This is a genomic window from Reichenbachiella ulvae (assembly GCF_025833875.1).
Taxonomy (GTDB): Bacteria; Bacteroidota; Bacteroidia; order Cytophagales; family Cyclobacteriaceae; genus Reichenbachiella; species Reichenbachiella ulvae.
Map to the genome: position 1 here is coordinate 5260862 of NZ_JAOYOD010000001.1, position 23761 is coordinate 5284622.

The window sequence follows — 23761 nt, forward strand, 5'->3', positions numbered from 1 at the left end:
AATGAAAGTATTTAATAAAAATAGATCAAGGATAACCCAGGCCATCTTGAGCCTGTTGATGATGGTTGTTCTATCTACTGGATGCGAGGAATTCCTTGATGTGCCAGTAGAAGATAGATACGTGTCAGAGAACTTTTTCAATGATCCGGCCAACGTGTCTTTGATGGTAAATGATGTGTATGTCTCTCTGAAACGAGGAGGACTGTTTAGCAATGGTATCGGACAAAATGCCATTACCTCTGATATTCAACGTACCGCACAATTCAATAGCCAGGGTGGTTTAGGTACCTATACTCATTCTGCGTCCAATGCAGCTCTGACTAATATTTGGCAGGGAATGTATCAGGGGATCGCCAAAGCCAATAATGTGTTGGAAGAGATCGAAAAGCATGTGCCTGCGGATTTAGATGTAAGCGATCAAATAGGTGAAGTTCGATTCATCCGTGCGCTGTACTATTTCAACCTGGTGCAGTTGTTTGGTGATGTGCCTTTGATCGTCAATACGATTCAGCCAGATGATGAACCGATGGGTAGAACAGATCGTGGATTGGTGTATGAACAAATCATCGAAGATTTGACTTTCGCATCCAACAATTGTCTATTGGCTTCTGAGCAGTCAGATTATGGACGCGTCAGCAAAGGAGCGGCTCAAGCATTGCTATCAAAGGTGTACCTGACCAGAGCGAATATGATTGACCTGGGTCAGTTGGATGGAGATGCGGCTGCAGATTATCAAGGTGCAGTAGACAATGCTAAGTCCGTAATTGATTCAAATGAATATGGTTTAGTGTCCTATTTTCCCGATGTATTCAACAGGAATAATAAAGGGCATAACGAAAATATCTTTGTCATCCAGTACATGCCTGGTGAGGATCTAGGTGGATGTGTAGGATGTGCTACTGGCATCTCAAAGCAGCAAAATGATGGAGGATCATGGAACAATATCCTGGGGACTCAATATTACTATACGCTTTATGATGATACTGATCTAGTAAGAAGAAAGTGGACAGTGACCAAGGCTTCATTGGAAATCATCAATGGAGAAATTGCGATGACTTCTTATGAAAACCCAAGATACTTTGCTAACCTTTTGGAATCCAAGAATCGTGATGCGACTACTTACTTCTTTAATGGTGGGGATCAAACCTGGCCTACCTGGGAGCCAACACGAGTGGCGAAATTCAGAAGATGGCCATTGTCCAGTGCAGAGCAAGGATTCTTTAATCATCAGGCTTTCAATATCGATGATCCAATCATCAGATATGCAGAGGTGCTATTGATCTATGCAGAGGCATTGAATGAAGTGAATAATGGACCTTCGGCAGCAGCCTATGATGCCGTCAATGAGGTGAGAGCAAGAGCCAGAAACTACCCAGCTGATGGGATTGATTATCTGATTGAGGGCTTAACCAATCCAGATATTGATGTTCAGGCATCTGCAGTGCCTGATTGGAGCGGGTTGTCTTACACGGAGTTCAGAGATAATATCCTGGACGAGAGAGCCAGAGAACTTGGAGGTGAGCAGGGTTGTATGAGATGGTTTGATTTGGTCAGAAGAGGGATTTTGGTTGAGAAAATTCAATACCTGAATACTTTCGATAACCCTTTGACGGGTGGACAGGAAGAGCCATGGTGGAGTAATAATCAAGGTCCTGGAATGAATGTACAGCCTCACCATTTGTTAATGCCAATTCCAGCAGATGAGTTGGACAAGAATCCAAACTTGAAGCAAAACCCGGGTTATTAATCCAAAAACGAAAAGAAAATGAAGAAATTAATCAATAAATCATACTTAATCCTCGGTCTATTGGCCGGGGTGTTCTTTAGCTCCTGCGAAGAATCTCTGGAGTTTCCAGATGTGAATTTTTCTGCATCCGAAACGACCATTACAGCAGGGGATACTGTTTTGTTTACTGCATCTTCTGGTGCTGATTTGTACAGTATTTATACTGGAGATGCTGGACACGAATACAGCGAAAGCGTGTACGAGGTGCTGCCAGATTCGGCCTATGAAGACGTGACTATTCCCGAAGGAGAGCAAGTAATCACAGGACAGGATACCATTCGTGGACCTATCACGATGATGGCGCTGGAGTTGTATGACTTTAGAAAGATAGATGCAAATACGGGTGACCCGATCGATTTCGCTACTGGTTTTGCAATGTCGCGTGTCGAATACAAGCAGGCCAGGGAATTCGAATATATCTATACTACTCCAGGTATCTACACGGTGACGCTGGTCACAACCAATGTGGGCCGTCCAGATAACTCGGGCTATGATGGCAATAGAGCGGATGCTTTGACCTACGATGAGTATGCCACCAGACGCAAACTTCAGGAGATCACCATAGTAGTAAACCCTATTAACTAAAGAACATATCACTTATGAAAAGACTAGAAATAATGAAAAAAACAGTCTTGCCACTGTGTGGTATGGCTGTGATTTTGGGAACCATTTTTTCCGGATGTGAAGAAGAGGGAAGCCAGACCAAAACAATTGCGAAAAAACAATCAGTTGATTTTATAGAAGGAGAAACTCAGGTGATGGAAAATTCCACAGAGGGTCTCGAGATAGCATTAGAAACTAGCAGTGCGGTTTCAGAAACCGGAATGGTGACTGTTATGGCCCAGTCTGAATCTCTCGTTTATGGAGAGGATTATACCACTACGCCAGAGGCGATTGATGGGGTGATTTTCCTGGAACTGGCCTCAGGTTCGAATACGGCTAGCTTTGTGATGAATCCTAAGGATAATGACGTAGCAGAAGCGAGTAAATTCATTTCTTTTGAAATACAAGGCGCGACTACTGGTCTAGAAAAAGGAGAAATGAATGCGGTGCAGATCGAAGTGATCAATGAAGACGCAGGGATGACAGCTTCTGTATCGTCTATTGATTTTGGTGCAATCAATACTGCGGAGGATCAGTATTCAGGAGTCATGAGCTTTGATGTCAATATCATCGATATCAACTCCGATATAGAAGTAACGGCAACTGATCAAATCGTCTTGTCCAAAGCTGAAAATGGTACTTACAGCAGTAATTTGACTATTCCGATTTCTGAATTCAGTGATGGGATGATCACTTTGTTTGCTAAGGGAGACTCAGATGGTGTGACTAAGTCTCAGGATATCTCAGGTAGTATTATTCTTTCAACTGCTGATTTGGATGAAGATCGTGTGATCACTACTCAGGTGAATGTATCGATTCCATGTGGAGGAGAGCTAGATCCTATGGTCATCGTAGATCAGGCATTTGAGGTTGCTGATTTATGTGCCTGGGAAGTGGTTGATTTTGGTAATAATGGTTTGACTATTGAGGAGGTAGCTGCGGTACAATCGACAGTGACTAACTCTAGCAATGGAGCAGTAGAACTGAAAAACTCAAGTAATAACTATTTCGGTATCAAAGTGGACATCACCGATGTGATCAAGTGCTACCCAGATGCTACCGACTATATTTACAACATGTCTTTCGATCTATATTTTGATCCTAGTGCGTCAGGTGATCGTACGGTGGAAACTTATTTTGTAATCGACGGAGATGCGAGTAAAAAACAGTATTTCACAGCGGGGATTGCAGCATCGGATGCCAACAAGGGTAAATGGGAATCCAGGAGTCATTGGAGCAATAATATTAAACCATCTGAGGTGACCAAAATTGAATGGGTATTCAACTCCTATGGAGGTACAGGAGAGATGGCCTGGTATCTGGATAACGTGAAAATGCGCTCTACACAAGCCTCGATTTGTAATTAAAAACCTTAAGAGTTAACATGAACTGTCCCTTAATATCTACCTCCTATTTGGTCGGGTGTTTGAGAGACAGTTTTTTCTTTATCGCACATATCATGAGTTTTTGCCTAAGGCAATGGATCTCTGATCAAAAATTAAGGATGATAGAGAAATACGAAAGAAATATCCCGAAGCATATTTGAAGCAAGAAAATCAAAAAAGAAGGAATATAACAGGATGAATAGAATAGTTAGCATCGTGCTTGTCGGCTTGACAATGGTCGCATGTAGCCCAAATAATAACCATGAAGAGAAGAATATACCTTACAATGTGCTTTTCATCGCTATTGATGATATGAACAATTGGGTAGGAGCGATGGAAGGCAAGGCGAAAACCCCAAACATCGATCGATTGGCAGGGCAGGGCATGCTATTCTCCAATGCGCATTGTGTGGTGCCTGCTTGCAATGCTTCTCGCGTGGCACTCATGACCGGTCAGCGTCCAGAGACTACCGGCCAGTACCAAAACAGTGGTAATTTTAGGAATCGTCCAGGTGGTATCGATAGAGTGACCATCGCTCAGTTCTTAAGCCAACAGGGGTATGAAACTGCTGCTGCCGGCAAGATTTTTCATCACCCAAGAGGAAGTGGCGAAAGTGCAGATTTGCTTTCGGATACAGCCTCCTGGGATTATCAGTGGGTAGGGAACATTGGTACCGAAGGCAGAGATCAGTATCTGGATGAAAATGGTTTTGCCAAATGGCATGATGGTGAGATCGATGGCTATTTAGGGAAATTTGCTGTCTGGGGTACTACACCTGAGACCAAAGAAGAAACCGGAGACTGGAAGATGTCGCAATTTTGCGCTGAATTTCTTCAACAGAAGCATGACAAACCTTTCTTCCTGGCAGGAGGGATTTTTAGACCACATGCGCCTTTGCTAGCCCCACAAAAGTATTTTGATATGTATCCTTTAGATGCTATCGAATTGCCTGAAGTACCTGAGGATGATATGGGTGATATCCCTCAAATTGCTAAAGAAAACTTTTCTACTCCTATGGTAAAGGCGATGAGAGAAAAAGGAGAATGGAAGAAAGCGGTACAGGCTTATTTGGCATCTATGACGTTTGCTGATGACTGTGTTGGCAATATTCTGGACGCATTAGATAATAGCCCATACAAAGACAATACTATAGTGGTGCTATGGTCAGATCACGGTTGGCAACTGGGACACAAATGGAGATGGGAAAAGTTCTCTCTTTGGAATCAAGGCACCAATGCGCCGCTTATCATAAAATATCCGGGTATGGAAAATCCTGGAAAGGAGGTGAAGCAGCCTGTTTCCTATCTGAGTATCTACCCAACTCTTTTAGAAATATTGGGAGTGGAGAATGATTTGCCATTGGAAGGGGAAAGCTTGATGCCTTTGATGAATCAACCTGATATGCAATGGGAAATACCTGCAGTAGTCACCTATCCCAAAGGCAGCATCGGGGTTAAATTAGACCAGTGGAATTATATCAAGTATAAAGATGGGTCAGAGGAACTCTATGACCATTTGGTAGATCCTAGAGAATATAAGAATCTAGCCAATGATGAACAATATGCCTCAATTATGGCTAAATTATCCAAGTTCATTCCTAAAGGTGGTGTGCCAGAACAGGCCGATTGATGCATGAAACTAACTAGAAAATGAAAATACTGACGAAATGGATAGGGCAGGTAGTAATGATGGTGGGCTTGGTGGTCACTTCTCAAGCTCAGCACAATTTGTTCCAGTTTCGTCAGTTTACCATTGATCAGGGGCTTTCTCATACAGATGTTTTGGCGATAGCACAGGATTCAATCGGGTTCATTTGGATTGGCTCATTTGCAGGGCTGGATCGATTTGACGGCTATGAGAGCAAGAACTATTTCAACAACTATAGTAAGCAGCGCACAGGCTACATCAACCGAGTCAATGATCTCTGCATTGCCGACAATAAGATCTGGATTGGTTCAGAAGGAGGATTAGAGGTGTTTGATATCAAACTGGATGATTATCTGGTTTTGGACAAATCATCTATATCACTGGATTCACATTTTGGTGCTTCTATCCTAAAAGTAGCCGAAAGTGAGAATGAATTGTATCTGGGTACTGCTAGTGGATTGACGATCTACCGATTTGATAGCGGTGAAAAGAAGCTTTATCCATCAGAAATCAGAATCCCAGATGAGCTGACCAAATTCTTCTGTCATGATATTCAAATAGACCAATTGGGGAACGTATGGGTCATGGCAGGAACCCATCTCTATGTGAAGCACCACGAGGTAAATCAGTTTGTTCAGCTCAATGTATTGAGTAAGGGGGAGACGCAGAACCTCGAATATGCGAGAATAGGTTTCAATGACAAAGATGAGTTGATAGCCGTATCGAATGAAGGTATTTTTGTCTATCCCAATCAACTCACCCGCAACCAACGAAGAATAGATGTTAATGGCTATAAATTTGATCAAGCCATGATGTCACGGCAGCTCTCTGTGCCAGCCAATCAAGTCGCACTTTTTAGGGATATAGAAGTGGATGATCGAGGTGGTTTATGGTTAGGATCCAATTACGGTGTATTGCATTTGGAAAATTTCAAAGCTCCTAATCGTTACACTTTATACAATAGTTCTCCATCTGATCAGAAAAATGACCTGTCTTCGCAAAGCATCAATTGCCTCTTGATAGATCGCAGCAATGTACTATGGGCAGGTACTTATGGAGGTGGGGTCAACTATACGGATTTGAATCGCAAGCAATTTCATTTGATTGCTCATGATGCTCATGATGCAGAGCATAGTCTATCTGGTGACTATGTGAGGGCCATATATGAGCAAGAGGATGGCAATATTTGGGTAGGTTCGCAAGACAACGGTCTGGATTATTTTGACTTTGAATCCAATCGCTTTATTCATTATCGACATGATAATAACAATCCAAATGGATTAAGTAGAAATGAAGTTCGAGCGCTGGCCATGGATGATCAGCAGCGGCTTTGGGTGGGGACTCATGGAGGGGTAGACATTCTGGACAAAAACAGACGTCAGTTTGACCATATCAGGCGAAATCCTGAGTCACCAGGTACCAGCCTTTCCAATGATGTAATTTTCAGTATTGACATAGATGTTTTTGGTCAAGTCTGGGCTGGATCTTGGGGGAGTGGGCTGAATCGTATCAGGTATCGTGGCAAAGGAGATCATGAAGTCAGCTGGTGGGATAGTAAAACCATGCCTCATTTTTTGAGCTCTGATCAAATTTCGTTTGTGCTGGCAGACCCTGATGAGCCCGAAATATTTGTGAGTACAAAAAATGGACTGAACCATATTTATTTGGATCAGAAGGGTGACATAGAAAAAATCAAGGTCTATCGATCCTCAGAGAACAACCCCCATTCCATTACCTCCAATTTTATTTGGCCAATCGCCAAATTGAATGATTCGACGCTATGGGTAGGGACACTAGGCGGTGGACTCAACCGGATCACTTATTACCCGAAAGATAAAGAGGGGTACAAGGCCAAAGCTTTTACCATGGCCGACGGTTTGCCATCCAATGATGTCGAGAGTATATTGATTGACAATGAGAACCTATGGTTGGGAGGCAAAGGCCTGACTTACTTTCAGGTGGAGGATCAGGAGATTAGGAATTTTGATGTTAATGACGGGCTGCAGAGCAACAGCTTCAAGGTAGGAGCGGCACATAGGGGAGCGAGTGGACGCTTTTATTTTGGCGGGATAGCAGGCCTCAATTACTTCTATCCGGACAGTATCATGCTCAATCAGATGAAGCCGGATGTGGTACTGACTAACCTGACGATCAACTATCAAAATGCTGAAATTGGAAATCACGACAATGCCATTTTGAGGCATCCTTTGTATTTCAGTGATAAAATTGATTTGGCACATGATCAGAAAGTATTCGAGATTCATTTCAGCCCTTTGCATAATGCCAATGCACAAAAATGTAGATTCAAATACAGGTTGAAAGGCCATGATGATCAATGGCTCTATACCAATGCAGCCAGCAGAAAGGCTACTTTTTCAAATCTGGAACCAGGGGAATACTTTTTTGAAGTATTTGCTACCAACAATGATGGCGTATGGGGAGATAGACCCGCGACCATAACTGTAGAAGTTCATGCTCCTTGGTGGGGGAGTTGGGTGGCGAAGTTGATCTATGCGACGATGGCCTTTATGGTAATTGCTTTTATCTACTATTTGCGTATGCGATCCCTCAGGCTCGAAAAAGCCTATGAGATGGCCCAGTTCGAAGAAAAGAAGTCTGAGGAGATTCATAATCTAAGGATGCAGTTTTTTACGAACATTTCCCATGAATTCAAAACTCCACTGACACTGATAGTCAGTCCATTGGAACAGATTATGAATGGAGCGGTCGAAGGAGCACAGCTCAATCGTTTTTATCAGATGATGAATAAGAATGCCAAGAAGCTGTTGAATCTAATAGATGAACTCATGTATTTCAGAAAAGTGGAGTCAGGGGTGATGAAGCGGCAGGTAACAGAATTGAATGTCGGTGAATTAGTAGAAGACATCGCTAGTAGTTTTATCGATCATGCGATGATCAAAGATATAGACCTATACATTCAGCTGGGCAATCGTCTACAAACTCTCTGGCTGGATAGGAGCATGTTCGAAAAAATCCTGTCTAACTTATTGGTCAATGCGCTGAAGTACACTGAAAATGGTGGACGGGTGCAAGTGAAGGTATTTGACAATTTGAAAAGTTTCAAGCCATCTTTTATCCATGATTATGGACTGAATACGGATCTGAAATTTGAAGATTATATCTGGATCAATGTCATAGACAATGGCATGGGAATGTCCAAATCCGTGTTGGATCAGATATTTGATCGCTACTACCGAGTGTCAGAAGCTGCTGTGGGCAAGGAGCCGGGCTCAGGTCTTGGATTGGCATTGGTCAAAAGTTTGGTGTTGCTGAACAATGGGGTGATCAAGGTGTTTAGTGAAAAAGGCAAGGGCACTGAGTTTTTGGTTGGGTTCTTAAAGGGAAATGAGCATTTGAACCAAGACGAGATTTTAGTTGATGGTTCGGAGGTTAAGACCAACACTTCTCCTATTATCAAACATGAATTAGAAGTCATATCACAAGAAAGTCAGGTATCCAGGTCTGATCATCAGGTGCATCGCGAAAAGATATTGATTGTGGAAGATGAAGCTGAGCTGAGGATGTTTATCAGGGAAAGCCTGGGTGCGAAATATGAGGTTAGGGAGGCAGCTAATGGTAAAGAGGCATTAGAATCCATCAGGGATTTTAGACCGGATGTCGTGGTGAGTGATTATTCTATGCCGGTCATGGATGGAGCACAATTGTGTGAATCCTTGAAGGAGGATTTGGAGTATAGTCATATTCCTTTCATCATGCTGACAGCTAAGACATCAGAGGAGAGCAAAATATCTGGCACCCAAGCTGGAGCTGATGCCTATTTGACCAAACCATTTACCATTCAGCTGCTGGAGCTTACTATTGATAATTTTGTCAATTCGAGAAAGAGATTGAGAGAGTTGTATGTAAATGATGCATTTACTGAAGCCAAAACGCTGGCACTCAACGAACGTGAGCAAGAATTCATGGATCAGCTCAATCAAATCATACAGGACAACCTGTCCAATCCTGAATTTGGAGTCGATTTCATTGCTAAAATGATAGGCATGTCAAGAACCAAACTCTACAACAAAACAAAGGACATCACCGGACAGGCTTTGGGAGAATTGGTCAGAAATACTCGTCTCAACAAGGCAGCTCAGATGTTAGTCAATGAAGATCTTCCTATCATAGACGTGATGTATCGGGTAGGTATTCAAAGTAGTTCGAACTTTACTAAAGTATTCAAAAAGAAGTTTGGTAAAACCCCTTCTGATTTTGTGGCAGAGTTGAAGAAAAGGGGGTGATTCAACGATTTATTGATTTCCACAAATTCCATTTCTTAATCTTGTTCAAATACTCTGGATAAAGGGAGGGTTTACCTTGTTAATTTGTTCAATTTCAATCAAGTCAAAATAATATTTCCAATGAAAAAATGTGATTGGAGCGTCTGGTTGTTGTTTTTTCTTAATTGGACATTTTCACTACGCATCAGGATGTTTTAACAACAAGTGTAGTTGAAATCGCTTGAAATTCATAAGAGTTTAGCTGCTGTGGCTAGGCGTGATTATTACTATTAAACATATGATATGAAAGCAAAAATTACATTTTTACTCATGATCGCCATGAGTATTTGGTCCGTGGCTTGGGCGCAGACCGAAATACAAGGAACTGTGAGAGGTTCAGATGGCGATGATTTAATTGGTGCCAGTGTACTCATCAAAGGCACCACTAATGGTACCATTACGGATGAATCTGGCAAGTACCGCTTGCAAGTCTCGGATGCCAGCAATGCCATATTGTTGGTTTCCTACGTGGGATATAAAAGCCTCGAAATCCCTGTCAACGGTCGTTCGGCTATCGATGTTGAACTCCCTCTGGATGCAGAACAGTTAGAGGAAATCGTAGTGGTTGGATACGGAGCTTCTGAAAAGAAGGATCTCACGGGTTCGATTGGAAAAATCAGTGCCAAGGATTTTAATGGGACCAATGTGAATTCGGCTGAACAGATCATGCAGGGTAAGGTAGCAGGTTTGAACATTGCCACTCCAGGTGGTCAACCAGGTCAGGGTACCAGAATTAGAATTCGTGGAGGATCGTCCTTCGGTGCGTCAAATGAACCCCTATATGTAATAGATGGGGTGCAGGTAGGACTCGGAGGCGAATCTGGAACAGGAAATGATTTTGGCAAATTTGCGACTTCTCCCATCGATTATCTCAATCCTGCGGATATTGAATCTATCACTGTACTCAAGGATGCCTCGGCTTCAGCGATCTACGGTGCACGAGCTGCCAATGGCGTGATCATCATTACCACCAAAAAGGGCAAGGCAGGTAGTATGAGAGTGGACTATGATGGCAACATTCAATTAGGATCACCAATTGGTAAGTATGATGTGATGGATGCTGATGAATATGAAGAAGCATTGAATCATTATGGATTACCTACGGACAACGTGGGTAATGAAAATACCGATTGGCAAGACGAGATATTGAGAAATACAGTGTCACAGAGCCATAGTTTAAGTTTGTCTGGTGGAACCGAAACCACTACCTATAGAGCCTCCGTTTTGTACAAGGATCAGGAAGGTGCTATGCTGGGTACTGGTATGGATCAGCTGGTGTCCCGACTAAATTTGACTCAGTCTGCGATTAATAATCGACTGACTTTGGGAATGAATATTATGTATTCTAATACCCAATATGACAATAGACCGACTCAAGATGCAATGCGCTATGCTTTGTTGATGAATCCATCTGTAGGAGTAAAAGATGAGAATGGGGATTGGAATACTCAGTTGATTAGTTTCAATACGGTGAATCCTGTAAGACTACTTCAGGAAGTACAAGATGAAACAACCAAGTCGAACTTTATAGGAAACTTCACTGCTCAATTTGATGTGTCAGATCACTTATTTGTCAATGTGGACTATGGAGCTACAAGATACAATACGATTCGTCAGACTTATTATCCCTCCACTATAGGTGAGACAGATGATCTAGGTGGTCAGGGTGGTGACAACATTGCCCAGGGAGGTAACAATATTTTCAACATTCGGGCGACCTATAAGAACACATTTGCTGAGCGACACAATCTGAGCGTGATGATAGGTCATGAGTACCAAAAGAATCATGGACAAGGGACTAATTTTGTTCTGCAGGGATACTCTAGTGATTTGACAGGTTTTTATGATATCGGAGGCGCGAGTAGTCTCGTGAGTAAGAATGGTTACTACAATGAAAATAAACTGGCATCCTTTTTAGGTAGAATCAATTACAGTTTTGACAATAAATACATCTTGACTGTCAATATGAGGGCGGACGGCACAGACAAAGTAGCCGAAGACTATCGATGGGGATTATTTCCATCCTTTTCAGTGGGCTGGAATCTGATCAACGAGAGTTTCTTACAAGGCCAAAGTTTGTTCTCTGATTTGAAACTGCGAGCTGGCTATGGTACGATAGGTAATCAGGATATTCCTTCTTACCGAAATGTCTACACCTATAGTCCAAATGGTTGGAATACGCTGATGGGTAATGGCAATCGCGTGGGTGGCATCCAACCCACAAGAGAAATATCAGAAGATTTGAAATGGGAAACCACCACTACCACAAATGTCGGTTTGGATTTTGGTATTCTTGATGACAAAATCACTGGTAGTATTGACTTGTACAGCAAAACAACAGAGGATCTGTTAATGGAGCGTGGTACCATCGCACCGGCGATTAGTAATACGGTGATGGACAATATTGGCGAAATTTCAAATAAGGGGATTGAGCTATCATTGAATGCTGCGGCCGTACAAGGCAGTGATTTTAATCTGAATCTGGGTCTAGTATTTGCTAGCAACAAAAATGAGGTGGTAGCTCTTGATAACGAAGATAGCTTCATCCCTTATGGGCCATTTAGAGCTCCAGGATATAGTTTGGTCAATGGAATGGTCGTGATGCCAGGAGAGGCATTGACTTCTTTCTGGGGCTATGATTTTGTAGAGGTACGCAATGGAGTTGAGTATTTCCGAAATGCCGAAGGTATCGAAGTGTCAAGCGGGGATCTCACTGATGCTGACAAGATCATCACAGGTCAGGCAGCAGCTAAATTTACTTATGGACTCACCCTTTCTGGTAATTATAAGCGTTTCGATTTCTCAATGCTATTTAGAGGTAGTCAAGGCAATGATGTGTTCAATATCACTAATCTGATCAATAGCCAGCCATCAATGACATTAGGTGATGGCGGACAAAATGCATTGTCAGGAACTATGGGAGAGGGGGAAGAGTTGACATCAGCTCTGAGACAGGTTTCCAATAGATACATCGAGGATGGTTCATTTTTCAGAATGGATAATTTGACTTTGGGTTATACTCTCAATACCGAGAGTTTGCCATGGCTGACCCGTGCGAGAGTTTATGCTCAGGCTCAAAACGTCTTTTTAATTTCCGGATACTCTGGGCCTGATCCAGAGGTGTTTGCAATCGACCCAAGTTTTGCCTCTGGTATTCAAAGTCAAAGCTACGATTACAACATTTATCCTAAGTCTAGAACCATTACTCTAGGTGCACAAATCTCATTTTAATCCAAACACAAAATCAAAATGAAAAATAAAATATATAAGATATCGATTGGCCTGCTATCCATTTGGTTTATGGCAGCCTGTACGGATTTGAACCCCGTATTTAAGGACAAGATTGCTTCGGAGAACTTTTTCCAAACAGAGTCTGATTTTGAACAGGCCACAGCTGCTTGTTATGGTCAGTTACAAACCTTGAGTTGGTTTGGTTATTGGTTCACCACTTCGCAAAATTCTGATGAAACCTGTACTCCTTCTAGAGAAGGTGGAGGATGGGACGATGGTGGTACTCACAGAAATATGGAGTTACACGATGTTCAACCCGAACAAGGTTGGCCTATCAATGGCGTGTGGAACAACATGATGAGTGCCATTGCCGTGATTAACTCCTCCATCAATGGTTTGAGTGCTGCTTCGGCGGATGAAACAGTTAAGTCTAAATATTTGGCAGAGATGCGTACACTTAGGGCTTATTTCTATTGGTTGGCCATCGATTTGTACGGTGATATCCCGTTGGTATTGGAGGCTCAGGATGCCAACGATCCAATGGGGAATACACCTCGGTCAGAGACTGTACAATTCTTATTAGAAGAGTTGGATTGGGTATTGGGTCAGGATATACCAGAGGGCTATGTGAGTAATCCTAGCTGGTTCCCAAGGGTCACGAAAACAACAGCCAAAGCCATCAAGGCTAAAATCCTGATCAATGCTGGTGTGTATACAGGCACTGAGCGATATGCCGAAACCTTAGACTTGTTGGAGGAAATACTGAATACAGATCAGGAAAGCGCACTTTATGGAGGAAATTATTTCGATTTGTTTGGAGTGAATAATGAAAACAGGACGGATGAATTTGTCTTCTATGCAGACTTATCACCAACTGATATGTCAACAAACTATGGCAATTTTTGGCCTCACTTCAGCTTTCATGGAGCCTTGACTCAAAAGTATTCGATGGCAGGTGGACCCTGGGGTGGGATTTCTATCGAAAACCATTTTTATCAAAGTTTTGATGCCAATGATCAAAGAAGGGAAGGAATTCTTGTTGGACCTCAGAGCTTTGATGACGGGTCTCCTTTGTACGAAGATCCCAATGCAGCATCTCCCGTGCAATTGGATTTGAATCCGGTTTTTCCACTCAGAAATGCTCCAGCGAATGCAGGTGGTCGCATTGCGAAGTGGGAGACAGATCCTACTGCGATCAACAATCGCATGCACAATGGCTGGCCTATCATCAGACATGCTGATCTTTTGCTAATGGCTGCTGAGTGTGAGCTGCGTGTCAATGGAACGTCTGCAGCGGCGGATGCATATGTCAATCAGGTAAGAGCAAGGGCTTTTGAACCTGATATGCCTTTGAGCAATGTGACTTTGGATGACGTTTTTGATGAAAGAGGTTTTGAGCTTTATACAGAAGGTCATCGTCGCATGGATCAAATTAGATTTGATAAGTGGGACATCGGTGATTTTGCTGGAGATGCTGAGTACAATGATGCCTCTACCACTACTGTGTGGCCAATCCCAGAATTTGCACTCAATGCGAATAAAAACCTGAATCAAAATGATGGTTATGGCAACTAAGTCATGATTATCTAAAATTTTAATCCGGCGTGTCAGATCTTGGGCACGTCGGTATTTTCAGATCAAGGATCATTATTGATGCTTTCAATAGGTCTGATTTTATAATCACCATTTCTATTGATTGTCGAGTGGGCAGCCCTGTGTAGTTGGGACATTCATGGAGAATAACAACAGCTCGATGACAGCAATTCTTTTTTAATCATTCGGATTTCTGAATCTGTTTCAATTAGCAGACATGTACTTGCTTCTGGTCAAGTCATGTCAAGGTATGCCTCATCAGGTAGTGGTACTCTTTTGACTTTAAATAAAAGAGGTATGTATAATATAATAATAGCAATATGAAAGATTAAAACATGAAACAATTAACAATGAATGGGAAGGCGGTTTGTATGGCCTTCCTTATGATGTTGGTTGCCCATTGGGTAGCTGCTCAGTTGACCACCTACGGCCCGATTCCTGGATTCACAGGGTATAGCTCTAGCCGCTATGATGTCAGGGTCAAAGAAGCTTCAGGTGCTTTTCAGAATAGTCATGTGCATCATCTGGTGTCTACCAGTAGTAATATGACGGATAGCCATTGGTCCACATTTTCCTATGGAGGAGCTGGACTGGTAGAGGTGGAAATTACCTTTAATAATGGCAATATCAACAGTTATGAGTTCCGCCCCACTCATGTAAGTCAGGTGGTTCAATCAGGAAATAAACTCAATTTCAAAATTGCATCTAATAAGTATGTTTCGGTGATAATCAATGGAAACATGAATCACCCCATCTTTATTTTTTGTGATCCTGCAGAGACGCAAGTACCTAATCCAAGTGGAGCTGACGTGTATTTTGTTGCCGGTGGTAGTAGCTCTTTGAATAATCCACTGACCATTAGGGATATTGGAAGTAAGAAGATTGTATATTTCGGCCCTGGAGAACATTTTATCAATGAGTCTGATACTCATGGTTATACTCCTCAGAGTGGAAACCAAGCATTCTTCGTTTGCGCCAATAATGGCAATCGGATCGAAGGGAACCAAATTGAACAGATTTATATTCATGGAGAGGCCATCGTGCATGGCAATATCCGAGCCACCAGAGCAGAAAACTTGATCATTAATGGTCGGGGAATTCTGGAGGGAGAAGATACCTATGGTTATTCCAGTGGTGATTACTTCTCATCACAGATTCTGAGTTCGGCTATCAATATGGCGGCTTATAAGGATCAGGCCAGTATTTTCATTCCTGACATGAATCAAACGGTGGACGGAATTACTAGTATTTTACCAAGGAAATATAATATCCAGGTAGGAACTGGAGCATTGGTGCGTAACTGCAAAATGTTTGCCTATCATCAGACGACTGATGGAATAGGTGTAGAAGCGAATTCCGTAGTTCGAAACAATTTCATGAAGGTGAATGATGATGCGCTCAAGCTCTATCAGGACGACTGCTTGTTCGAGAATAATTACATCTGGCATCAGATGAATGGTGCCGCTATGATGCTTGGCTGGGATAAGGAAGAAGGGGATGATATTCTCGTAAAAAACACCTATTTGTTAGCTTGTGACATGTATCGTGCCGGGTATTTCAATGAAGGTTTCTGGGCCAACCAATCTATCATCAGTTGGCTCAAACATTTTCCTTCGCCAGATGATCCTATGGATCTGAGGGACAACATCGTCATCGACGGGATCAACAACCAGGACATGCCGGATGATATAGGTTTCATCCGCCTACTCGCCATTGCAATGGATGGACAGATGGGCGGCGGTGGAGCTGGTAGTCTAAATATGACCATAAAAAATGTCTCTTTCGGAGAGGAGGATGATGATACACCAAGCTATGTGGGTGCGGCTTCTGGACATTTCTCGAATGTGACTTTTGAAAATGTATATCGAGACGGTAACTGCATGGATCAAAGCAATGTGAGTGCAAGAGGATCTGGTAGTGTTTCGATCAGTGGCAGTTGTGGTAGCGTTAGTAATTATACCATCTCCGTGACGCAAACTGCTAATGGTAACGTTGCTCCAGGTACTGTAACAGTTAGTCAGGGAAGTTCACAGAGTTTTAGTATTACTCCTAATAGTGGATATCAGGTGAGCGATGTATTAGTCGATGGTAGTTCAGTGGGAGCGGTGAGTAGTTACAATTTTAGCAACGTGAATTCCAATCACAGCATTACGGCTACATTTACTGGAGTTAGTTCAGGCAATGCACCAGTAGCAGGATCTACAGTTTGGATCAAAAATGTAGCAACTGGATTATATCTGAATACCCAAAGTACAGCAGATTTTGCAGTGGTATCAGGTACCAATAGTCCAAATAGCTCTGCAGAATGGGAGGTCGAAAAAACCGGCACATACTATCGATTCAAGCATGTAGAAGCAGCCAAAAGAATGCGGCCTGAAAACACGAATAATGGCTCAAGCATTCAATTAGGTAAGAGCAATTGGACAGGGAACTGGACACAATGGGCTTTGGTGAATGAAGGCAATGACCGTTTTCGTCTGGTCAACAAATTCACAGGCAAGCATTTGAGATTTGTATCTGCTACGGAAGGTTCTAATGCAGAACAAGCTCCGACCAGTGATGCGAGTAGCAGTACCTTATGGGTTTTTGAAGATCCATCGATAGGAGCTGGAACGAATGCCTATCAAACCTGGCAAGCAGAAAGTAGTGATGCTGATTCAGGAGGACTGACTACTTCTACCTGGTGCCAACCCCATATTGGACAAATCGATGGAGGTGAATGGATTCGATTTGATCAGCTGAACTTCGGTTCTGGTTCTGCGTCCTTTACCGTACATGCTACGGCCGGATACGAACGTCCTGGTTCCTATGTCGAAATCAGATTAGATTCTCCTTCTGGCACTTTGGCAGGATCGGTGGAAGTGACGAATACAGGTGGCTGGTGCAGCTACACAGACTTTACTGCCAACTTGAACGCCAGCGGATTACAAGATGTATATGTAGTCTTTGTAGGAAGCACTGATATCTATGATTTGGACTGGATTTCTTTCAGTCAGAATGGTGGTGCTCGGGTTATGGATGGGAGTGGATCACCCTCAGAGCCAGCAGAGATGATGATATACCCAAACCCTGCATCTGATGTGTTTCACATTCGAGTTAAGGGAATAGAGGGACCTTATCATCTGGAGTTGATCAATCTATCTGGTTCCAGAATTTATAGCGATTGGCAAAGTGGAGGAGAAACTCTGTTGTCAGCCACTCAATTGAATCTGAAAGGAGTAATGATTGCTAAAGTGACCAGTGAAGATCGAGTTTGGATATCTAGATTGGTAATTAGATAGTTTGAGGTCAAAACGAGCTGTTGAATAAAAAAGCCGGCCATTTGGCCGGCTTTTAATATTTTAGAACCCTGCTCCAGTTGCTACCTCTGTCCCACATTTCATTTCAAAGGCCCAGTTGTTATTTCCTTCGCAAAAGTCTTGCAGTGTAGCACTACCTTCTCCCATGACAGTTGCGGGTGCTTTTAGTTCAGCGTTTGCATCGGTATCTAGTACGAGCTTCACCTTGGCATCAGCACTTTTTAGCCAAACATAGGGCAATGGATCTCCGGTGCGAATTTGTAATCCGGTTCTACCGCTGTAATCGGCAAAGAGACCTGCTCCTTTGATGTTAAGCGTGGCATCTACTGATCCGCTGGTGAGAGAGGCGGAGATCATCGCCAGATTGTGTTTGGCTGGCCCACTGTCTGCAGGGATGATTTTCACATTTTCGATGGTGTGTATGGTTGGGTCTTTGGCACCCCAGCCAAGTTGTAGTGGGGCTCCATTGGCATTGTGGATGATGGTGACATTTTTGACTGTGAAGTCCTTGTATAGTTTGATGCCGTCATCCCAGGTGTCAATCAGCGTATTGGTGACCACAGATCCTTCTCCACCACCTATGCCGTCGCTGTTGGAGCGATAGTCATTACCATCCGTTTTAGCTGGTCTAGTGTTGATAATGTGAACATTGTCCACCATGACGGGATTGTTAAAAGCAGTGATGGCATAAGTGCGGGCATTTTCGATCGTCAGGCTTTGGACGTGGATGGGGTAGGTAGAGCCAAACACCGTAGGGCTTACAGCTCCATACTGCCATTTTTCACAGTCGTGCGCACGGTCGTCTCCGGCACGATTGCCGCAGCTGGAATCTGTTTCACCATTGGGACCCAGTGCCCAGTTTTTCGAATCGGTACCAAAGATGCGGCTGGTCTCACGATCCTCTCCTCGGATGATTACCTCAGCCTGGGTTCTAAATCCACCGGTGATGGTCACATTTGCTGCAATGACTACTTCCTTGATTTTTGATGGTAAAGTCCAATAGAACCCTTCCTGATCATTGTCCTGATCACTTTGATCGCTGAAATTTAAAGATTCTAATAGGGTTAATTTTCCTTCAGCAGATTGCCATTCGAATTGATTGAGGTATTGGATACCGGCTGGCAATTCTAAATCTTGAAAGGCACTTAGGTCATCTGGTTCACCTGTAGTTTCTTCCCTGTCATCATTTTCAATTCTAAGGGTGAGTTTATCCCTATTGCCAATAATCAAGCCATCGGATACTGATGATATTTCAAATTCAAGGTATTTGTCTTCTTCTATTGTTTCATTGTCAATCGTTGAGATCTGAAAACTGACTTCTTCAGAACCTGAATCTACAGGTAACAATATTTTTTGATCCAGTGAGATGGGATCTAGTGTGTAATCTGAATTTATAGTTGCATCATTACTATTGACGCTAACTACTATTTCTTCATTCGAACCAACAGTATTGGATAGATTCAATGTGATTTGTTTATTTTCATTTGCTTCGCTCATTGCAGTAGCTGTAACAATGAACTGAACAGTGATTTCTGGGTTGGCATCTTTATTTTCTGAACTACAGGCTAGCAGAAAAATAGTAATGCATAAAAAAAGATTGTTTCTCATAAGTATTCTGAAAATTGAACCCGACTAATGGGTAGTCAGGTTCAAACTAACTATTAAGACTAAATTTTGTTAGAACAATATTAATATCAACGGACACGAATGTCTTGTCTATATAGGCTAAATGCTTGTTGGATTGTACAGGTTTGTGATATTGTTGCTGGTTTAAAATGAAACTGAGTGAGCTTTTGACTGGATGAAGAACAATAGAGCAAAAAGCATGAATTCACAACAATGCCAATGGGTTTATTCTATTGTTTATTTGAAGGAATTTATCATTATAAAAATATTCTGGCATGATGAGAAAAGCAATAGGTCTGGTTTTTATTCTTTGGATATCTACTCATTTGGCCTTTGGTCAAGTTCATAATTATGAGTGGCCGAGTTCAATACCAAAATCAGATTTTTATGAAATTAAGGTAATACAAGGTGGGAAAGTTTATGATATCCACCCACATTTATCTACCCCAAATGACGAGGATGAATTGATCACACCGACAGATCGGTCTCCTGACAATGGAATAGCTAATTATTTACTCGATCGAAGTATGACCTTTGGAACTTTTGCCTTTGAAGGAGAGGTTTGGATCGAAGTAACAAAGAAGTTTGGTTCTCCCGCTAGACGAGTAGAGATTGCTCCAAAGGCTTTTGGTATAAACCCCACATATTTTGATGGTTATCGAGTACGATTCAAAATATCTCATGATATGAGTGAAATAGCGAAGTATATCAGCGTAGATTTTGTTTCTCCTGATAATAGAGATGAGGCAGCATCTAATCCGCAAGGTGAACATATTCTCAATAGTCTCATGATTCTTGCTGATAAGCCTGAGACCAATGTACCAGACCCTTTAAGTCCAAGTGTTGCTGTGTTTGGAGAGGATGATAATTTAGAAGATGCTAATGTAATCTACTTTCGAAAGGGTGATTATCGTTTGATTGATTATTACCATTCAGTTTTTGGCCAAGAGGGGCAAATGCCTTACACGAAAAACGGCCAGATTATCTATCTGGAACCAGGGGCATTTGTTCGTGGTGCCTTTCACGGGCATGGATATGATCAAATCAAATTGAGGGGCAGAGGAATAATTACTGGCCAGAATTATAGCTTCCACTGGTTCAGAGACGAAAATGACAAGAAAGATCCTTTTATCAATTTTATTGGCTGTGAGGATGTAGAGATAGAAGGTGTAATCGTAGAGAACCCTACACACCACACTATACCTTCGAGCAAGCGTACTAGTATCAAAAATTTGAAAATTATTGGTTGGTCGTACAATCAAGATGGTATACGTCCTGGTGGCGATAGTGTGGCAGATCAGATTTTTATCAAGACCAATGATGATTATGACTATGCGAGAGATCCTCATGTGGTGAAAAATTCAGTTTTCTGGCCCACACACAATGGAGCAGTGGGGATGTTAGGGTGGAATGATTTGGGGAGTGGTTATGCTGAGTATATAAATAATGCCTATATCAACAGTGAAACACGAAACGTTAACAACAATACTGGAATCATAGGTTCACAAGCCAAAGATGGGATGAAACTAAGAGAAAATTACCTCTCAGACCTCTACATAGAAGACGAACATGCCTATCTGGTGAACGCTACCTATACACTCAAGGACGAATTGAACCCAGGATATCTTAACGATTTTACTTTTAGGAATATAACCACGGAATACCCGTTTCAGTTTACCAATGGCGTGACTGCCTTGCAGCGAATGAATGGCTTGACTGATAATTGGTTGTCAGGATGGACTTTCACTAATTTGATTGTTGATGGTGTATTGGTGACCTTCGATAATCACTCGGACTATTTCAATATAAACCTAGAAGGGACAAACGGAATTAATGAGGATGCTGATAATTTTGTTCAAAATGTTACTTTCGACACTGAGGGAGACTTGTTTCAACTGTCTTCGTCTGTGGGTGTTGGTGGGCAAATTCATCCTTCAGGTTTGGATGGAGAGATAACCTGTATCGGCGAGAGAGATCAATCCGTGACAGTAGTTCCAGATGAAGGTTTTAGAATTAAGCGAATAGTTGTGGATGGAGTGGAGCAATTCTTATATGGAACATCATCTTCAAGTGATCGTTCTCAAGTTATCTATTTTCAGGATGTGACAGATAATCATTCTTTTGCGGTGGAGTTTGAAGAAGGTGATGATTATTTTGGCCCTTCGGGTGGGGTAAGTGATCTGAAAGGAGTGTCTGAGCAAGGAGTGATTCATCTGTCGTGGTTTGATAACTCGAATCAAGAGTCTGAAATAAAGGTGTGGCGCAAAGAAGATGCTGGTGAATATATAGAAATTGCCAGCTTAGCCCCTGATGCGATGAGTTACATGGATATTGAAACCGACGCGGGAAAAAGCTACACATACTATGTTGAATCCTTCGATGTAGACGCTTCTTTGGGTTCTACTGAGCCTTTGACTATAGAATCTGTGGTATTAAGGACAGATTGGGACAATGAACTGTCTGTAGTTGTTTATCCAAACCCCGTACAATCAGGTTCGCAATTACATTTGATAGTTGAGGGATCTAATCAGCTCAATACGTATGAATTGATTGATATAGATGGTAGAATTTTGAGCAAAGGAGTGCTGAAGGGTAAATCAACTGTGCTAGACATTGATCTTCGACCTGGATTAAATATTCTTAAACTCTACACTGAGGACGGTAATATCATAAGCAAGAAACTTTGGGTAGAATAGTCTTAATTGAAAACCACAAAAAAGGGATGAACACCAATTGTTCATCCCTTTTTTTATTCTTTTCGATTATTAGTTACCACTCTATTGATTGCTCGGTGTAAGTTGGTCCATCAGATTGTACATTACCTTGTTTGTCAAACCATATAGGATCGATGACTAGCATCGGTTGCTGACCTTCTACGATACCGTGACAGGACAACCACCTGCGTCCATCAGGTCCGGTGAATATTTCGTTATGTCCCACTGCTACAAATGGAGTGTTGGGATCTCCGGTAAAATCAAGGCCGTTTTTCTCACAAGTGGCTTTGCTTTGAGCACCATAAAATGGGTTTTTTTCATACTTCGTCCACGGTCCTGTGATTTGGTCTGCTGTCGCATAGCCAATCTCATAGCCACGAGTCCAGCTGGAGTAGAAGAGGTAATATTTGTCCTTTTCTTTGATCACATAGGCTCCTTCTATACCGATGGCGTCCCAGTCGTAGTATTTGGCGACTTTTGGTCTGAGAGCTGTACCATCATAGTTGGCTTCCATCACGATTTCTCCAGTATCATCTTTTTCATAATCCACCTGAGCGGGTTGAATCGCAGAAGTTGGTTCTGATAAGAATGTGGCAGTCTCTAAATCAATCTGAGCAAAGCCAATCCCAAATTCACGGCCTCTATTCCAAAAAGCATATACTTTTTGGTCATCATCTTCGAAGAAGGTCAGATCATTTCCATTGCAAAGTGGTTTGTCTTCTGTCACCATCGTGTATGGCCCCTCGATTTGATCCGCTACCGCATATCCAGGATGCTGCCCTTTGTAGCCCATCTCATCATTTCGGGCATTGAAAAGTGCGTAATACTTTCCTCCGATTTTCTGAATCTCCGGTGCCCAGAACCTACGGTAGTACCATTTGTCAGGACCACCTTGTTTGACGATATAATCCACAAACTCCCAGTTGAGCAGGTCTTTGGATTTATATAATGCGACTCCTTTGTTGAGGTTTCCGTCTTTTTCTTGTCTAAGCCAGTGAGGATAGGAAGTTCCGGTCATATACCACCAGTCTCCATCGCGCAGTACCTGGCAGTCACGCAGGCCATTGGGATCAATACCAGAAGAAATTGGATTTTGATAGCTGAATGTATTTGTGCTTTCAATCTTGTTCTTTTTAGGATTTGAGCAGGCGCTGAGTCCAATCAAAGCACCTAAAATTAATATTAAATTTTTAGTCATCACGCATGTATTATTTTGAGTGCTCAATTTATTAGTTGCCCACTTCAATGCCTATTAAGGTGAATTCTTATGGACATTTCGATCAAACAACTGATTAAATGAGCAAAATTGGATTTGCTCATATGTCCACACGTTTTGCTTATTGGTTTAAACCTTCTATTGGTATTTAGTTCCTCAGCTTGCTTTGTCTAGCTTTAATTTCTGAATTACTAAAGATTATGGTGGAAAATAAGTTTCATTGGTTTATCCCCTCTTGATAAGTGGTTAAAATCCATGGATATACTGACCTAAATCAAGAATTGATAAGGAATTAAATAATAAATGGGAAGCATGGGCACACGAGAATCATGTATTTCCAAAAAAGTTAGATAAGTA

The 23761-nt window shown here is 42.1% G+C and carries 11 protein-coding genes; 9 read left to right on the top strand and 2 right to left on the bottom strand.

The genetic code is table 11. From position 1 onward, the window contains the following. Position 1 precedes the first annotated feature (1 nt). From N7U62_RS21675 to N7U62_RS21710, 8 genes are all read left to right on the top strand, one after another. On the top strand, positions 2-1747 hold the full coding sequence (locus N7U62_RS21675) for a RagB/SusD family nutrient uptake outer membrane protein (RefSeq protein ID WP_264140213.1): 1746 nt from the start codon (positions 2-4) through the stop codon (positions 1745-1747). A gap of 18 nt (positions 1748-1765) precedes the next feature. After that, complete coding sequence (locus N7U62_RS21680) at positions 1766-2371, top strand: DUF5017 domain-containing protein (protein WP_264140214.1); 606 nt, start codon at positions 1766-1768, stop codon at positions 2369-2371. 14 nt (positions 2372-2385) lie between these two features. Beyond that, entirely contained in the window at positions 2386-3756 is a 1371-nt protein-coding gene (locus N7U62_RS21685) for a hypothetical protein (RefSeq protein ID WP_264140215.1), read from the top strand. Between the two features lie 213 nt (positions 3757-3969). Beyond that, on the top strand, positions 3970-5403 hold the full coding sequence (locus tag N7U62_RS21690) for a sulfatase (protein WP_264140216.1): 1434 nt from the start codon (positions 3970-3972) through the stop codon (positions 5401-5403). Positions 5404-5423: 20 nt separating this feature from the next. After that, on the top strand, positions 5424-9686 hold the full coding sequence (locus tag N7U62_RS21695) for a hybrid sensor histidine kinase/response regulator transcription factor (RefSeq protein WP_264140217.1): 4263 nt from the start codon (positions 5424-5426) through the stop codon (positions 9684-9686). Between the two features lie 282 nt (positions 9687-9968). Beyond that, positions 9969-12956, top strand: a complete 2988-nt coding sequence (locus N7U62_RS21700) for a SusC/RagA family TonB-linked outer membrane protein (protein WP_264140218.1) — start codon at positions 9969-9971, stop codon at positions 12954-12956. Between the two features lie 18 nt (positions 12957-12974). Then, positions 12975-14531, top strand: a complete 1557-nt coding sequence (locus N7U62_RS21705; RefSeq protein ID WP_264140219.1) for a RagB/SusD family nutrient uptake outer membrane protein — start codon at positions 12975-12977, stop codon at positions 14529-14531. Positions 14532-14884: 353 nt separating this feature from the next. Continuing rightward, positions 14885-17830 (top strand): carbohydrate-binding protein, encoded by a 2946-nt coding sequence (locus N7U62_RS21710; RefSeq protein ID WP_264140220.1) that lies wholly within the window; start codon positions 14885-14887, stop codon positions 17828-17830. Between the two features lie 60 nt (positions 17831-17890). On the opposite strand, the gene N7U62_RS21715 is transcribed toward N7U62_RS21710, so the two are convergent. Then, positions 17891-19456 carry a DUF916 domain-containing protein gene (locus N7U62_RS21715; protein WP_264140221.1) on the bottom strand — a complete coding sequence of 522 codons (1566 nt, stop codon included), beginning with the start codon at positions 19454-19456 and terminating at the stop codon, positions 17891-17893. A gap of 293 nt (positions 19457-19749) precedes the next feature. Between N7U62_RS21715 and N7U62_RS21720 the strand changes: the two genes are divergently transcribed. Beyond that, entirely contained in the window at positions 19750-22170 is a 2421-nt protein-coding gene (locus tag N7U62_RS21720; RefSeq protein WP_264140222.1) for a T9SS type A sorting domain-containing protein, read from the top strand. 73 nt (positions 22171-22243) lie between these two features. Here N7U62_RS21720 and N7U62_RS21725 read toward each other — a convergent pair whose 3' ends face one another. Further along, the gene (locus N7U62_RS21725) at positions 22244-23386 is read right to left on the bottom strand and encodes a glycoside hydrolase family 43 protein (protein ID WP_264140223.1); all 1143 of its coding nucleotides are present in this window, start codon (positions 23384-23386) and stop codon (positions 22244-22246) included. Positions 23387-23761: the final 375 nt, after the last annotated feature.

Bases quoted from the DNA above. Each gene is read 5' to 3' on its own strand.
- N7U62_RS21675 (WP_264140213.1), top strand. From the start codon at position 2: ATGAAAGTATTTAATAAAAATAGATCAAGGATAACCCAGGCCATCTTG.
- N7U62_RS21680 (WP_264140214.1), top strand. From the start codon at position 1,766: ATGAAGAAATTAATCAATAAATCATACTTAATCCTCGGTCTATTGGCC.
- N7U62_RS21685 (WP_264140215.1), top strand. From the start codon at position 2,386: ATGAAAAGACTAGAAATAATGAAAAAAACAGTCTTGCCACTGTGTGGT.
- N7U62_RS21690 (WP_264140216.1), top strand. From the start codon at position 3,970: ATGAATAGAATAGTTAGCATCGTGCTTGTCGGCTTGACAATGGTCGCA.
- N7U62_RS21695 (WP_264140217.1), top strand. From the start codon at position 5,424: ATGAAAATACTGACGAAATGGATAGGGCAGGTAGTAATGATGGTGGGC.
- N7U62_RS21700 (WP_264140218.1), top strand. From the start codon at position 9,969: ATGAAAGCAAAAATTACATTTTTACTCATGATCGCCATGAGTATTTGG.
- N7U62_RS21705 (WP_264140219.1), top strand. From the start codon at position 12,975: ATGAAAAATAAAATATATAAGATATCGATTGGCCTGCTATCCATTTGG.
- N7U62_RS21710 (WP_264140220.1), top strand. From the start codon at position 14,885: ATGAAACAATTAACAATGAATGGGAAGGCGGTTTGTATGGCCTTCCTT.
- N7U62_RS21715 (WP_264140221.1), bottom strand. From the start codon at position 19,456: ATGAGAAACAATCTTTTTTTATGCATTACTATTTTTCTGCTAGCCTGT.
- N7U62_RS21720 (WP_264140222.1), top strand. From the start codon at position 19,750: ATGATGAGAAAAGCAATAGGTCTGGTTTTTATTCTTTGGATATCTACT.
- N7U62_RS21725 (WP_264140223.1), bottom strand. From the start codon at position 23,386: ATGACTAAAAATTTAATATTAATTTTAGGTGCTTTGATTGGACTCAGC.